This is a genomic window from Ruegeria sp. AM9, from assembly GCF_056540565.1.
In genome coordinates, this window is record NZ_JBQFWY010000001.1 from 202,193 (window position 1) to 216,523 (window position 14,331).

Consider the following 14,331-nt stretch of genomic DNA (forward strand, 5'->3'; position numbering starts at 1 on the left):
GATGTGACTCAAATGAATGATGATCATTCTTTCATCTGTTTTTGTCATGGATGCGCCAATGAACGAACGTCTGGAGATTGATGCCCTTCGGGCCTTGCTCGCCATCGCGGCCCATGGCGGCGTGACGCGGGCGGCGGAACATCTGGCGCTGTCGCAATCGGCGGTCAGCCACAAGATCCGGCGGTTGGAGCAGGCGCTGGACTGCGATCTTCTGGCCCGCCGCGCCGGAGGCCCACTTTTCACCGACGCCGGTCAGCGGCTGTGCGAATACGCCCGCAGGATCACCGAATTGCATGACGAGGCCCTGGCGGCGCTGGGTAAGAAGCCCCTGTCCGGCACCATCCGGCTGGGCATGACCGAAGACACCACCACCAGCGGCATCGCCCGAATTCTGGGACGGTTCACGCGGCTCTACCCCGACGTTAAGGTTCGGACTCGCACCAGCCAAAGCCTGAACGTTCAGGCCTGGCTCAAGGCCGGAGAGTTGGACGTGGCGGTCATGCAGATCTTTCGCCGGGACGTGTCACCCGACGACCTGATCCTGTTCGAGGATGATCTGCATTGGGTCAAATCGCCGGAGTATCGCATCGACCTCACCGCCCCGGTGCCGTTCCTAGCCTTTGACAGCCAGTGTTTTTTTCGGCAATGGGGCTTGCGCCACGGGCCGCATCGGTTCGACAGTGTTCTGGAATGCCCAAGTGCCGCCGGTATCCAGTCGGCGGTGCGTTCAGGGCTGGGTGTGGCTCTGCTGAACGGCCTGCATGTCACCCCGGATATGGAGATCATCGCCGATCTGTTCCCCGACCCGCCCGGCATTGCCTATGTCGCGCGAACGCACCTGAAACGCCGGAACCCTGCGGCGATGGCATTGATCGAAGAGATCCGCAAAGAGGTCGAAAACACCGTGCCCCTGCGCATCGCAGGCTGAACCCGGCGCTTTGTCAGGGGACGTCCAGCCTGAACCCCTTGGTCATGCGCTCTCGGCGGCGTTGGATCGATTTGTGGAAAGCCCATTTGCTGAACAGGGCCAGAGGGAACATCACCCTTTCGCCCAGACCGTCGATGATGACCAGCTTTCCTCCTCGTTCATGCGCGCGAACGATGTTTTCGAACCCCATGTCACCGACAATGATCTGGCCCCGCTCCAGATCGTCCAGCAGTTCCATGAACTCTTGATGCAGCCGCTTCCGCGCTGACTGGTCGTTTTTAAACGCCACCAGTTCAGATTGCATAGTCGGCGCCAGCCCGCCGTCCGGGCCGGTCAGCTTTTCCACCACGATCGCCGGCCCCAATGAGGTCGGAGCATAGCCTGCGAACCGCGCCAGACGTTCGATTTCCGGGCATCCGCGATTCAGCGCGGCAAGGTATTCGTTCGCCTCGCGATTCCACTGCCGAAGGTTGCCATAGCGCCATTCAGAATAGCGCGGCAGCACGTGCTTGCGTTCCGGCTCATCAATGCGGACCTTCAACAGCTCACCCTCAAGTTCTGGGTGCTGGAAAATCTTGTAATTGCGGCTTTCCCGCAAGGGCGTGAGGCCACTCAGGTCAATCATACTTACCGGGTCCTGTTCACGAAAAACACACGCCTGTCAGGGCGATGGTTCTGAAATCAGCCCCCTTCATAAAACGTTCTTATTTCCGTTACAATTGACCTTTTGCCCGCCCAGCACAGTCGGAAGGGGCAGGCGTCAAACCGTCTCAGGAAACGGCATCGGGGGCGGGCAGCAGAATGAACACATCTTGCCCCACAGGTTTGACGACCGGATCATCTTCTTGACCTTTCAGGTCGAAAGGCGGTTCTACATTCATGCAACCCTTTGGCTTGTCATCGCAGATAAACACCGCGGCCCCTGTCAGATAGGCCAGCCGAAGTTGCAGCCCCCGGGTTTGTTGAATCGCCGCCTTTCGCGCGCCGTGAACCGCCATATAATCCCCAAAGACATAAATGGTGTCAGTACCGTCCGGCACAGAGCTGGCCATTTTCCGGGTCGTGTCCTGCCACGGCGGGAAAGCAAAGAACGAAGTCTTCGCGATTGCCAGAATGTTGAACAACAACACACATAGAATTGCGATACGGGAAAGACTCAACCATCTGCCGCCGGACTTCGACAAATGAACGGCAACAGAGACGATACAGAAGCCGAACAAGATCCAAACCCAACCCAAAGTCCGAAGCGGCACCTGAACACCGGACATCAGGGCCTTGCCCGCAAGCGGTGCCAGCCCAGCCAGAACGGCCGCAAGAACGGCGACGGCAACAAACCTGTTCCAAACGAACAAGGCCACCCAGGCTGCCAGGAACATAAGCGGAATGACGACACCGTGCTTGGCAACACCCCCACCCATCTGGTCGAGGGACTTGTGCAGGAAAACCTTCTGCTTTTCGATATTCGCCATCAGATCGGCAAAGGAATGCACCTCGGTCGGGTTGCGCCATTGGGCAACCGGAATGCCGAAAACCCCGTGATAGATGTAGTTCAGCGAATAGACCGCCAGCACACCCAGAGCGAGGCTGACAACGAACACACCCAACGTGATCGCCATGCTTTTATAGGTTTTGGGCGCCTTGCGGGACAACAGAACCAGCGTAAGCAACAGAAACGGATAGGTCGTATAGGCCATAAAGGACAACGGCACCGCCACGACCAAAAGAGCAAGCACCGTGCGATGCCGCAGAAACACGACCGCCACCGCAAATAGCGCAACCACCCAGACGCCTGGCAACAGCGTATTGAACCAGAATGACATCAGATAGGCGGGGATCGAAAGGGCCACGAAAATGGCAAGAAACCCCTTGTACCAGCCATCAACATCGCGATCCAAAAGGCTCAACGCCGTAGCGGCTGAGAAAAGCGACCATCCAACCAAGTAGAGGATAAGATGCACCGGTGACGGCAGGAAAAACGGCCGGAACTGCCACCAGTAGTTCAGCCAGCGCCCCTCATCCAGCGTCTTCAGCAAGGCCGCCGTACGCGTGCCCAGCAGCGCCGGAAAATCGTCGTGCCGGACAAACGGGTCTTCGATCAACGGCAGATACGCCAGGATCATCACCGAAAAGCACAGCACGAACAGACGTGCAAACTCGTGCCCCAGCGGTCGGGTACTCATTCCTTCCCCCCGTATGAGCGCGCAATGATCGATGCCCGCGCCTGCGCGATCGCCGTGACGGTTGTGCGTGGCAAACGGCGCACGACCATCTTCCGCAGGTTCCAGCCGAAAGAGCCCACCTCTTTCAGCGCACCGGTAACTTTGGTCTTCAGCACTTCGGGCGGCAGTTTCGCGGCGCCTGCGTCATTGGCGTAGAGAACCGAGTTGTACCGATACCAGGGCTCGATGCTGGTGTCGCCGAACAACTCGGGACGCAGGCAGTCATAGGCGGAGTAGCCGCGTTCGGCGAACAGATTTTGCCAGAACGAAAGCGGCTGTTCGTTGATGTGGAATTCGCCGCCCTGCCCCGGCACCGCCGCCGAGAACAAGACCAGATCCGCATGGGTCGTAAGGCTTTGGACCAAGCTGACCGAGGCCTCATGCGGCAGGTGCTCTCCGACTTCCAGCGACTGTGCCAGATCGAACCGCCGCCCCAGATCGATTGGCGCAACAAGGTCCTTTCCGAAAAACGCATCTGACGGGATCGCCAGCCGTTCGCGGTCTACATAATGGCCGTCTACGCCTGCGATATCCGTACAGCCAGCCGCCGACCATTCCGACAGCCAGACCCCCCGGCCGCACCCGAAATCGACCACGCTTTCCGGTTTGATCCACGACTGCAGACACCGGATCAGGCTGTTGGCCGAACGCCGCGCGCCCTGGTCGATATAGTCAAAGAACTCATTGGAATAGATATGCGACATGTCTGATCTCTAGATTGAATTTCGCTCGCGATAGACCCAAAGGCGAAGGATCACAAAGTTGAGGATCGGCAGGACCACAACAACCGAAGCAGCCGAGACGGTCTCAGGCAGCCCAAGGCGCGGCCCGACGATCCCGGTAAGGGCCGAAGACACAACCAACCCGACCCCGATCATGCAAAGAAAGCGCCCGAACTGCGCCGGGGCCGCCAGAGGTTTGCCAAAAGTCCATGCGGTCTGGCCGACATACTGGATCAGGATTGCCGAGCCAAAGGCCAGCAGGTTGGCAATCCAAGGCGAACCCAGCAGGTGCAGCAGGCCCAGATACGTCGCCATGTAATAGGCGGCCACCCCGGTCCCGACGACCGCAAAACGGAATATGCGGCGGCGTTCGGTCATTGCTGTCTGACAATATGCTCAACGACGGGCTCAACCGCGTCCCCGGCCTGCTCGTCCACGAAGAACAGCGGCCGGCCCTTGGCCTCGACGTAAAGACGGCCCAGATATTCGCCCATGATGCCAAGCGTCAGCAACTGGATACCCGAGAAAAAGCTGATGATCAGAACGGTCGAGGCCCAACCTGCGACCGTGTTGTAAAGGATCAGCGACCCGAACACGTAGACGCCCATCAGGGCGGCAACGATCAGGGTCAGAAAGGCCATCCGTGTCGCGATCTGCAGCGGCTTGATCGAGAAACTGGCCAGCGCATCAAAGGCAAACCGGATCATCTTGGACAGCGGGTACTTGGTTTCGCCCGCCACACGCGGATCGCGGATATATTCGATACCGATCTGCCGGAACCCGGCCCAGGCGAACATCCCGCGGATGAACCGCGCGCGCTCGGGCATTTGCAGCACCGCGTCCAGCGCCCGCCGGGTCACCAGACGAAAATCGCCGGTATCGTTGGGAATCGGAACATCGGACAGCCGGTTCAGCACGCGATAGAACCCGTGAGCCGTGACCTTCTTGAACCAGCTTTCCCCCTTGCGCTCGCTGCGGCGCCCGTAAACCACGTCATAGCCGCGATCCATCATTGCCATCATGTCCGACAACAGCTCGGGCGGGTCCTGCAAATCGGCGTCGAGCATGAAAATCCGCTCACCCTTGGCCGCCATCAGCCCGGCCGTCAGGGCCACCTGATGCCCGCGGTTCATTGACAGTTTCAGACCACGGATCGCGGAATGCTCCCGGCACTGCGCGCAAATCGCGTTCCATGTGTCATCGGTCGAACCGTCATCGACCAGCACAATCTCGGTGTCGCCCTGCCAAGCGTCGGTTGCAGCGATCAAGCGCTCGACCAGCATGGGGATCGAGGCCTCCTCGTTCATGCAGGGAACGACAACGGACAATAACATTGAACCTCCGACCGAGATTTGTGTCCGACCCCCGCGATCAGGTCGCGGTTTTCGGAACTGGCTGCTCGTGCTTTTTTGTTTCACTTATGGTTGCGGCTCTTGATATCTCAACAATCGGCTTTCGCTAATTGGCCGGCGCGAAATTTCGGGGGGTCGTTACCGTTGCGACACATAACCCGACCCAAAAACCCGCGATGAGGATGGCCGCGCTTAATTCTGCCGCAATTTTGCACCCGTGATATGGCAGCAATACGCCCTTCCTGCGGCATTGGTCGGGTTGCTTGCCGATCGTGGTGCCGGTTTTCTCAGACCTGCGCAAGCAGCCACGCACGTACGGCGGCAACGATCCCAGGATTTCTGGGCGCGCGTGGGGCGACGACATGATACCCCTCCTGCACTGCGGTCGAAAACAAGACCGGCTGGCACAGACGCTTTGCCCGAAGATCGTCCTCGACAAATTCACGGTTGGCCAGCGCCACGCCCTGCCCGGCAATCGCGGCATCGATGGCCAGAGAAGTCTGGCTGAACGCCATCGTCTTCAATCCGGCTGGCGGCGCCTCTCTCAATGCCGCCTCAAGAAACAGGGGCCACTGGCCATGTGTGTCTTCCAGCAGGGTATGTCCAAGCAAATCTGCGGGTGACCGGATCCTGCCCTCCAAAGCCAAATCGGGATGACACACCGCGATCAGATCGGCGGCAAACAACGGCTCGGCGATCAGCCCCGGCCCAAATGGCGGTTTCCCCTGCCGCACCGCGATATCCACCCCATCCGTCTGAAAGTTCGCCAGCGCGTTCGACGCGTCCAAACGCAGCCGGATTTCCGGGTGATCCTGCGCAAACGCCCCCAACCTTGGCACCAGCCAGCGTGTAGCAAAAGACGGTGTCGTACTGATTGTAACAACGACGTCCTGCGGCGACAGGTTGGCCGTTGCCTCTGCCATCATGTCGAAGGCACGGCGGATCGGAGCAAGATATTTCCGGCCTTCATCCGTCAGCGACAGACCTCTCGGCCTTCGGTCAAAGAGCTTGATATGCAACAATTCCTCTAGGGATCGTACGTGTTGAGCGACAGCGCCCTGCGTGACGCCAAGTTCTTCGGCAGCACGGCTGAAGTTCAGGTGGCGCCCTGCGGCCTCAAAAGCCTTCAGCGCGTTCAGGGGCGGCAGTTTGCGCATTTCCTGTCACAGACCTTGCAGTTTTTCTACAGGGTTAAGACAGAATTACTGATTGGTCAAACGTCTCACCCTGCCCCATTTTGACTACGGAATAGGAACACCAGCGGAACGGGGTAAAACATGGCCGATAAGAAAGTTGCGATCATCATGGGCGGCGGCAGCGGTATGGGCGCAGAAAGCGCGCGCCGACTGGCAGCCGATGGGGTCAACGTCGCCATTCTATCGTCTTCGGGCAAGGGCGAAGCCCTGGCGGCTGAGCTTGGCGGTATTGGTATGACCGGCACAAACCGGTCCAGCGCGGATATGCAGCATCTGGTGGATGCGGTGATGGACAAGTGGGGGCGCGTGGATGTGCTGGTGAATTCGGCCGGCCACGGCCCGCGCGCGCCGGTTCTGGAGATCAGCGACGCAGACTGGCGCGAAGGGATGGAGGTCTATTTCCTCAACGCCGTACGCGCCACGCGGATTGTCGCGCCCATCATGATCGAGCAGAAATCCGGCGCGATCATCAACATTTCGACCTTCGCCGCGTTCGAGCCGGACCCGGTCTTCCCGACCTCAGGCGTGATGCGGGCCGGGCTTGCGGCTTATAGCAAGCTGTTTGCCGACAAATACGCCCCCGACAATGTGCGCATGAACAATGTGCTGCCGGGGTTCATCGATAGCCTGCCCGAAAACCCGGAATGGAAAGCACGCATCCCGATGGAGCGCTATGGCAAGGCCTATGACGAGATCGCCGCCACCGTGGCCTTTCTTGCCTCGGACGGTGGCGCATACATCACCGGCCAGAACATCCGCGTCGACGGGGGCATTACACGCTCGGTCTGATATCGGCCGTACTGCTCCAAAAAATGTGGGGTATGGCGGAGAGACAGGCAGCCACTCAGTGATCCAGGGCGGTCCGGAGGATGCCCATAAGATCATTATAATAAACAGTTTTTTTTACTTTAGTATCCAGAATGGTCTTGCGAGTTCCGATGAAATCCAGCATCAAATGGGGGATAAAGTGACGGACAAGAATACGGACTACGCAGCAACATGACAGCAGGCAAACCCTTGACAGCAACCTTTGTCAAAAACATCACCAAGCCAGGGAAATACTTCGACAACAGCCGCTATGGTTTGTTTCTAAGAATAGACAAAGAGGGCCGCAAGTATTGGATTCAGCGGATCGTAATTTCCGGCAGGCGACGTGAGATCGGCCTTGGGAACTTCCCCCTTGTCACATTGTCGATGGCACGGGAACAAGCGGTTGAGAACAAGCGTAACGCCTATCTAGGTGGCGATCCGCTGGCAGAGAAACGTAAAGCCAAAATGGACACAGACTTTGCCAGCGTTGTCGAAAAATACCTGGAAGCCAAGCTCGCGGAATTCCGCAGCGAAAAGCACAAGAAGCAATGGCGCGCGACACTGGACACCTATGCGATACCGGTGATCGGCCACAGAGCGGTTGAAACCATCGACGTCACGGATATCGTGTCAGTCCTCAAACCGATCTGGGAAGAGAAAACGGAAACTGCCAGCCGCTTACGCGGTCGCATTGAAAAGGTCTTGTCCTGGGCAACCGTGAACGAGTTGCGCATTGGCGACAATCCGGCGCGCTGGAAGGGCAATTTGTCCGAAGTCCTGCCCAAGCCAAGCAAGGTTACGACCGTCAAACATCACCCTGCGCTGGCACATAAGGATACCGGGCGCTGGTGGGCCGATCTGGCAAGCCGAGACGGCATGTCTATCAAGGCGCTGCAATTTGCGGCACTCACAGCCTCGCGCTCCGGCGAGATACGGGGCATGACTTGGGATGAAGTGGACTTTGAGGCGGGTCACTGGACCATACCGGCGGCGCGTATGAAAGCACGCCGACAGCATCGCGTTCCACTGACCCCTTCCATGGTCGCTTTGCTGAAAGAGCTTCCTCGGCTCGAAGGCTCGCCCTTTGTGTTCTTTGGAGCCAAGGGCGGGATGTTGTCCAACATGGCAATGTCATCCGTGATGCGAAAGATGCACCAAGCCAACCTCGCGAAAGGCGGTGCTGGTTACTTTGACGCCAAGAGTAGATCACCTGCCGTGCCGCATGGTCTGCGTTCAACCTTCCGGGATTGGGCGGCAGAAGAGGGTTATGATCACCACATGGCGGAACTGGCACTCGCCCATAACGTCGATAGCATGGTCGTGCGCGCCTACCGCAGAACCGATGCCTTGGAGCGCCGCCGCAAAATGATGGTTGCCTGGGAAAAATTCTTGAAAAAAGAATAGAGGAAAATCAGTCGCTTAGAATTTCCGTCCAAAAAAAGCGCAATTCATATGAATTCCCGTACCTAATCCCCCAAAACTGCTCGTAACTTTCTGTAAAATATAGGTTTTGACCTGCCATCGGGAGCCCGTTGGCAGGTGTTTTTTCCTGTGCTTATTCGGACTTACGCGGCGCTTACTGGCAGTTGGCGCTTCGTGTCGGCCCCGATGCGCCAACATCGGAACCGACGGGAAGTTAGGAATTTAGAGCAATCCCTGCCTTCCTCGATACTGCCGACAATTGGTCGCGTCAAAAGAAATGGCGCGGCGCTTGAAGGGGCATATTGAAGTGCAAGACAAAATCTATCGCAGGCCAGATGTGGAATCTCTGGTGGGTCTTTCTCGATCCACCATCTACGCCATGATCGCAGACGGTTCGTTCCCGAAACCTATAAAGCTCGGAAAACGGGCTGTGGGCTGGCGTCAGTCAGATGTTTTGACCTGGCTGGAAAGCCGCGCAAGCGAGGCGGTGTGAACAATGGTCGATACACTGCAAGCAACAACTATCGAGCAAAAGACCGATCACAGGGAAACCTCAGACGTCTACCGTGGCGAATTGTTCCGTCGCGGTCGCTACCGTGTCGCGGCCTGCCGGGACGGGATGCAATGGTTGTTCCAGCGCCAGCGGTTCGAATTTACGGCTGGTGGGGCAGCCTGGGACACGTTGGGCTACTGCGTAACCCGGAAGGCTCTAATTGGACTCCACCAGGCGTATAAAGCGCCTCAGCATGAAAAACTGCAGGCCCTGCCCAAACGCTTCAAGCGGGAGGGCGTGTAGTGCCAGACGCAGAAACAATTACGAACGCCCTGGGTGGGCGCTGGTCTGGCCGGTCTGGCATTGCCTGTTGTCCAGCCCATGACGACCGCTCACCCAGCTTGAGCATCGCAAACGGACATTCAGGTCAGCTTTTGCTGACCTGCCATGCCGGGTGCAGCTTTGCGCACGTACTGGACGCGCTCAAAGGTCTGGGACTGGCAGGCAGTCAAGAAGAGTATGTGCCACGCGATAGCGAAGTTGTGCGCAAGAACCGTGAAGAGGAACGCCGCCAAACTCAAAGGCGGGCAGAGGTTGCTCAATCCGTTTGGCAAGAGGCGCAACCAGTTTGCGGCACACCCGGCGAAATCTACCTGCGTAAACGTGGGATTGCATGCCCGCTGCCGTCTTCCCTACGTTACCTTGATAGGTGTTGGCATCCGGCAGCCAAACGGGTGCCCGCCCTTATAGGGTATGTAGGTGGAACTGACACATTTGCCCTGCATCGGACGTATCTACGTATAGATGGCGCTGGTAAAACGGACCTCTCCCCAAGCAAGGCCATGCTTGGGGCAACCAAGGGCGGTGCGGTTCAACTCTCCGATGCATCTGGGCGGCTTGTGGTGACAGAGGGTATTGAAACCGGGCTGTCGCTGCTCTCCGGCCTATTGGATGGCCCTGCAACAGTGTGGGCGGCATTGAGCGCAAGTGGCATGAAATCCCTGCACCTGCCGGAACACCCTGGCGAATTGGTGATTGCGCCCGATGGCGACGCCGTTGGCCGGGAAGCCGCGCAAGTGTTGGCACACCGCGCCTATGCCTTGGGCTGGCGTGTCTCATTGCTGCCCGCCCCTGATGGCTATGACTGGAATGACGTACTGACGGGAAAGGCAAAAGCGCAATGACAATCCATCCAAAAGAAGAGAGTTTTGCGCCGGACTGGCCGGAACCGGCATCGCGGTTCTTGCGTGATGAACGCGCCGCTGCGCCCAGGCTGCCTCTGGAAGAGGTCTTTGGACCAAAATGGGCGCAATGGATAACGGTTGCGGCAGAGGCAAAGTCATCACCACCAGACTACATCGTGGCCGCTCTGTTGGCAGTTGCCGGATCACTGGTCGGCAATACCCGTTGGGTGTCTCCCTGGGCGGGGTGGTCGGAACCCCCAATTCTGTGGACGATGGCAATTGGCCTACCGTCCAGCGGTAAATCACCTGGTTTGGATGCTGTGCTGACACCGCTTCGCAAGGCCGAGCGGGAACTCCGCAAGACATCCGAGGGCGAACTTGCTCAATGGCGCGAGGCGGCAGAGATCGCCAAGATTGCGGAAAGCACTTGGAAAGAAGCAACCAAGGCCGCGATCAAAGATGGGTCAGCGCCACCGGAGCGACCTGATGCGGCCAATCCTGGTCAAGAACCGTTCCTTCCGCGTCTCTGCGTAGCTGACGGCACCGTGGAACGCTTGGCCGTGATCCTGGAAAAGCAGGCGCGTGGGACTTTGGCGGCGCGGGATGAGCTGGCCGGGTGGTTGCAAGGCATGACGCGCTATTCCGGCGGTGGTTCGGATCGGCCTTTCTGGCTCGAAGCCTACGGCGGTCGTGCCTATACGGTCGAACGTATGGGGCGTGATCCCGTATACATAGACCAGCTGTCTATTGGTGTTGTTGGTGGCATCCAGCCAGACAAGCTAAACGGCTTGCTGATCAACTCTGACGATGATGGCTTGTTGGCGCGGTTCACGCCGATCTGGCCTGACCCCGTTCCGATACAGCGCCCACAATCCATTCCCGATGATGCGTTTATCGAACGGGCGCTCACCAGGCTCCTATCCCTACGTATGGTAACGGACGAGTACGACGTGACGCGGCCTTGGCTCATTTTGTTTACGGAAGAAGCTCGCGACCATCTCGATACGTTACGTAGCTATGTAAGGGAATTGGAGGCCAAGGCAGAGGGGCTGTTGCTCTCGTATATAGGTAAGCTCCCCGGCATGACCATTCGGCTTGCCCTTGTGTTGTCTTACCTCGATTGGGCAACAGGGATCGAAGACGAGACGCACCAGATCACGTCTGCGGATTTTGAGCGGGCGGCGTTGTTTGTCACATCCTACGCTTTGCCAATGGCGCAGCGCGCTTACGCAAGTGCGTCGCTGTCCAAGGCTGAACGGGCCGCACGGCGGTTGGTGGCTGCAATCCGGGAACAAGCCTGGGAGCGCTTTACATCCCGCGAGGTCTTGCGCCTGGATCGGTCGGGGTTGGCCACCGCCAGTGAGTTAAATCCAGCCCTCAAAGTGTTGGAAGAAGGCGACATAATCCGTTTGGTGGAACAACCGTCAGGTGCAGCGGGCGGGCGGCGCTCTCGACTCTACATGGTCAATCCGATGATCCACTTGGCGAACCAGTGAATAGCCCCAATGACAAAACCGACAAAACTGACAGAACCCATTTACAGACAGGTTTTGTCGGTTATGTCGGTTTTGTCGGAAGAGGTTTTCGCCGGCCAGACGGGAAGCGGTCCTTCGCTGCATCCGTTTCCAAGGGCACAGATGCGGACAGAACGGCCGTTCGCGCTCATCGTCGCGGAGTCCGTATCCAGCCCAAAACGGACATTCACAATTAGACTTTGCAATTCCCGAGAAGCGTAACAGATCAACCATTTGCTCGCGCCGCGAGTGCTTGCGCAGCATCAGCTCGAAGGAGCGGCACGAATGTCGCTGCGTTGCTGCTGATGACGTCAGGCCAGTCATTCATAGCCACGAGGGAACCTTGATCACGTACCGCTCTTTCGCCGCACTCATGCTCGACAAGAGAGACGCGGACTCAAGCTGCCATTCGCTGCTGGTCCGACCCCCAAACCCTACAACAACAGATTAATGCCAAGTAACTTCTTTCGGCCGTTCACCAGGCTACTTGGTCACGTGCTTGTTTCAAAACCACCTGCCTTGGCAGTACTAGCGTTGCGACGAGGGAAACTTCCTTGACTCTATTCTGGCTAAGGACCACAAACGTGCATTGGTAAAAATTACTCGACGCCGCGATGCTGCCGGCTTCGATGATCCAATGGCCTTCAGACTAACTGTAGCATGTGCCCCAGCATAGGAACGGGTTTCGCTGGGGTCTTCGCGATGAGCTCGTTCCTCGCAAGCATTCGCAATTGTCACCTGACATGCACCAGTCATTGCGTGACCCATGAAAGAAGGCGCCGTATGAACAGCACAAGGCTCATAAATTGCGTGCTTGATGCCCGATAGATCAGGTCTCAGGCTCAGTTTCAATCAGTCGTTCATCGTGTTTACGCGCTGCATTCTTTGTCTGATCCCGACACTCTTGGTGTTGCTCTCAGGAACGCAGCTTCCTGCCCAAGTCGGAGGCAATGCCGATGGATCGGTTTGTGACGAAGGTTTCGAAAACAAGAACGGATCGTGCCAAAGAACAGACGTACCAGAAAACGCATATTTGACGGGTAGCTCCTATGGTAGCGGCTGGGAATGCAATCACGGTTTCCAGAATGTCGGAGAACTCTGTGAGGAAATAAGAGTTCCTGAAAATGCCTATCTTGCATCAACCGGAGATCAGTGGGAGTGCAATCGGCTGTTCCAGCGTGTCGGAGAACTCTGTGAAGAAGTGATGGCACCTCAAAATGGATACGTCGAAACCCGGTTTGGCGTGCAGGAAATACACTGCAACTGGGGATTTCGTAAGGAGAACCAGGATTGTGTTGCGATAAATGTCCCGAGCAACGGCCGCCTGACTGACAAAAACAGCGCGGATGGTTGGGTGTGCATCAGAGGTTACAGGGCAGCGGATAGCGGCTGTGAGCCCGTGGCAGTTCCACAGCATGCATACCTTGCGCCTGAAACTTATTCCGGATGGAAATGCGAACGTGGTTTTCGCGCAAACCGGGACAGGTGCGTTGCGATCCTCGTCCCTTCAAATGCTCACTTAAATCGAAGAGGTGATGGTTGGGAATGCAATCGGCCGTTCACACGACAGAACGATACGTGCACCGAAAACATGCCGCGAAAATAGGTTGCTGGAAATCAATATCGCCTGACAAATCCGGAAGGACCAAGCCGTGAACCATAACTCGATTGACGAAAACCTTGGCAAAATGCTCAAGGCCGAAAGGGCACATCGCTGGTCCTACAGAGTAAAGATGTTTATCGCGTTATTGGTGTTTGTTGCGACCATAATTGTGGTGGTGTTTCTCTGATGCGCAAAAATGCCCCTCAAGTAACCCTTCACGGTTCAAAGATGTCAGCTCGTGGTCTGGAACAAAGAGCATTTCAGGATCGCAGTGTTCGTGAGTCGCGGAACGCTGACGTAGCAGGAGTGATTGAAGATGAATTTGGAAAGTACTTGATTAAGGCCGGCATCCTGAGCGGTAACAGCGTTGCGCGCGCATTCCCCAAGCCACCAGCTAAAACACAGGCAATGATTGCTGATGCAGTTGGCGAAACACCGGCATTGGCCATTGAAGCATTGAAAGAAATTCTCGAAGAACGAGACAGGAAGCGTAGCGGTCAACGCCGTTTGGAGGGAAACTCCGGCACCTTCGTTCCCAGTGAAAGAGAATATGCAGAGGCATTACGCCAGATCAGGCTCACCCCTGCGCAGGTAACAATGCTCAAAGCACTTACAATCGCAGGCAAGGAAGGCCTGACTATTGGTCACTTGTCTCAGGCAGCCGGTTACAAATCGCGCGAGGCCTCCATCAAGGTCTTTAAGAAAATCGGACTATTGATTGCTGAATATCTGGAACTCGAACTTCCCGAAGCCGGATCGGCACAGAATGATGGCGCCGCGCAGGTTCTGGCATTTTCTCACATCGAAAGTGACGATGAGCCAGCAACTTGGATTATGCATCAGGAACTGCGCGATGCTGTTCGCTCGGTTCTATGATGTACGTTCCAG

The 14,331-nt window shown here is 57.2% G+C and carries 14 protein-coding genes; 8 read left to right on the forward strand and 6 right to left on the reverse strand.

What is annotated here, in order from left to right:
- Window positions 1-58 precede the first annotated feature (58 nt).
- The gene (locus ACR0DO_RS01045) at window positions 59-928 is read left to right on the forward strand and encodes a LysR family transcriptional regulator (RefSeq protein WP_480556219.1); all 870 of its coding nucleotides are present in this window, start codon (window positions 59-61) and stop codon (window positions 926-928) included.
- A gap of 13 nt (window positions 929-941) precedes the next feature.
- Here the strand turns inward: ACR0DO_RS01045 and ACR0DO_RS01050 are convergent, their stop codons facing one another.
- The 6 genes from ACR0DO_RS01050 to gcvA form a co-directional block, all read right to left on the reverse strand.
- On the reverse strand, window positions 942-1,553 hold the full coding sequence (locus tag ACR0DO_RS01050; protein WP_170442254.1) for a YrbL family protein: 612 nt from the start codon (window positions 1,551-1,553) through the stop codon (window positions 942-944).
- A 145-nt stretch (window positions 1,554-1,698) separates the two neighbouring features.
- Window positions 1,699-3,108, reverse strand: a complete 1,410-nt coding sequence (locus ACR0DO_RS01055; RefSeq protein WP_480556220.1) for a hypothetical protein — start codon at window positions 3,106-3,108, stop codon at window positions 1,699-1,701.
- Window positions 3,105-3,851: a methyltransferase domain-containing protein gene (locus ACR0DO_RS01060; protein WP_480556221.1), complete on the reverse strand. Its 747-nt coding sequence runs from the start codon at window positions 3,849-3,851 to the stop codon at window positions 3,105-3,107. Before ACR0DO_RS01060 ends, ACR0DO_RS01055 begins: the two co-directional genes overlap by 4 nt.
- A 9-nt stretch (window positions 3,852-3,860) precedes the next feature.
- The gene (locus ACR0DO_RS01065; RefSeq protein WP_170671182.1) at window positions 3,861-4,247 is read right to left on the reverse strand and encodes a GtrA family protein; all 387 of its coding nucleotides are present in this window, start codon (window positions 4,245-4,247) and stop codon (window positions 3,861-3,863) included.
- Window positions 4,244-5,203, reverse strand: a complete 960-nt coding sequence (locus ACR0DO_RS01070) for a glycosyltransferase family 2 protein (protein WP_480556222.1) — start codon at window positions 5,201-5,203, stop codon at window positions 4,244-4,246. The genes ACR0DO_RS01065 and ACR0DO_RS01070 overlap by 4 nt, the downstream gene beginning before the upstream one ends.
- Before the next feature lie 305 nt (window positions 5,204-5,508).
- A complete protein-coding gene (gene gcvA / locus ACR0DO_RS01075) occupies window positions 5,509-6,378 on the reverse strand; it encodes a transcriptional regulator GcvA (protein ID WP_480556223.1) in 870 nt (289 codons plus the stop codon).
- Window positions 6,379-6,498: 120 nt separating this feature from the next.
- Here gcvA and ACR0DO_RS01080 point away from each other — a divergent pair, with 120 nt between their 5' ends.
- From ACR0DO_RS01080 to ACR0DO_RS01110, 7 genes are all read left to right on the forward strand, one after another.
- On the forward strand, window positions 6,499-7,206 hold the full coding sequence (locus ACR0DO_RS01080) for an SDR family oxidoreductase (protein ID WP_480556224.1): 708 nt from the start codon (window positions 6,499-6,501) through the stop codon (window positions 7,204-7,206).
- 210 nt (window positions 7,207-7,416) lie between these two features.
- Window positions 7,417-8,631 carry a tyrosine-type recombinase/integrase gene (locus ACR0DO_RS01085; protein WP_480556225.1) on the forward strand — a complete coding sequence of 405 codons (1,215 nt, stop codon included), beginning with the start codon at window positions 7,417-7,419 and terminating at the stop codon, window positions 8,629-8,631.
- A 277-nt stretch (window positions 8,632-8,908) separates the two neighbouring features.
- Window positions 8,909-9,142: a helix-turn-helix transcriptional regulator gene (locus ACR0DO_RS01090; RefSeq protein WP_480556226.1), complete on the forward strand. Its 234-nt coding sequence runs from the start codon at window positions 8,909-8,911 to the stop codon at window positions 9,140-9,142.
- Window positions 9,143-9,145: 3 nt separating this feature from the next.
- Complete coding sequence (locus ACR0DO_RS01095; RefSeq protein ID WP_480556227.1) at window positions 9,146-9,445, forward strand: hypothetical protein; 300 nt, start codon at window positions 9,146-9,148, stop codon at window positions 9,443-9,445.
- Between the two features lie 98 nt (window positions 9,446-9,543).
- Window positions 9,544-10,326: a DUF7146 domain-containing protein gene (locus ACR0DO_RS01100; protein ID WP_480556228.1), complete on the forward strand. Its 783-nt coding sequence runs from the start codon at window positions 9,544-9,546 to the stop codon at window positions 10,324-10,326.
- Window positions 10,323-11,822, forward strand: a complete 1,500-nt coding sequence (locus ACR0DO_RS01105; protein ID WP_480556229.1) for a DUF3987 domain-containing protein — start codon at window positions 10,323-10,325, stop codon at window positions 11,820-11,822. The genes ACR0DO_RS01100 and ACR0DO_RS01105 overlap by 4 nt, the downstream gene beginning before the upstream one ends.
- Window positions 11,823-13,629: 1,807 nt before the next feature.
- Window positions 13,630-14,319, forward strand: coding sequence for a hypothetical protein (locus ACR0DO_RS01110; RefSeq protein WP_480556230.1), 690 nt, complete (start codon window positions 13,630-13,632; stop codon window positions 14,317-14,319).
- The last annotated feature ends 12 nt before the right edge of the window (window positions 14,320-14,331 follow it).

Bases quoted from the DNA above. Each gene is read 5' to 3' on its own strand.
- ACR0DO_RS01080 (WP_480556224.1), top strand. From the start codon at position 6,499: ATGGCCGATAAGAAAGTTGCGATCATCATGGGCGGCGGCAGCGGTATG.
- gcvA (WP_480556223.1), bottom strand. From the start codon at position 6,378: ATGCGCAAACTGCCGCCCCTGAACGCGCTGAAGGCTTTTGAGGCCGCA.
- ACR0DO_RS01060 (WP_480556221.1), bottom strand. From the start codon at position 3,851: ATGTCGCATATCTATTCCAATGAGTTCTTTGACTATATCGACCAGGGC.
- ACR0DO_RS01105 (WP_480556229.1), top strand. From the start codon at position 10,323: ATGACAATCCATCCAAAAGAAGAGAGTTTTGCGCCGGACTGGCCGGAA.
- ACR0DO_RS01045 (WP_480556219.1), top strand. From the start codon at position 59: ATGAACGAACGTCTGGAGATTGATGCCCTTCGGGCCTTGCTCGCCATC.
- ACR0DO_RS01050 (WP_170442254.1), bottom strand. From the start codon at position 1,553: ATGATTGACCTGAGTGGCCTCACGCCCTTGCGGGAAAGCCGCAATTAC.
- ACR0DO_RS01065 (WP_170671182.1), bottom strand. From the start codon at position 4,247: ATGACCGAACGCCGCCGCATATTCCGTTTTGCGGTCGTCGGGACCGGG.
- ACR0DO_RS01070 (WP_480556222.1), bottom strand. From the start codon at position 5,203: ATGTTATTGTCCGTTGTCGTTCCCTGCATGAACGAGGAGGCCTCGATC.
- ACR0DO_RS01055 (WP_480556220.1), bottom strand. From the start codon at position 3,108: ATGAGTACCCGACCGCTGGGGCACGAGTTTGCACGTCTGTTCGTGCTG.
- ACR0DO_RS01095 (WP_480556227.1), top strand. From the start codon at position 9,146: ATGGTCGATACACTGCAAGCAACAACTATCGAGCAAAAGACCGATCAC.
- ACR0DO_RS01085 (WP_480556225.1), top strand. From the start codon at position 7,417: ATGACAGCAGGCAAACCCTTGACAGCAACCTTTGTCAAAAACATCACC.
- ACR0DO_RS01110 (WP_480556230.1), top strand. From the start codon at position 13,630: ATGCGCAAAAATGCCCCTCAAGTAACCCTTCACGGTTCAAAGATGTCA.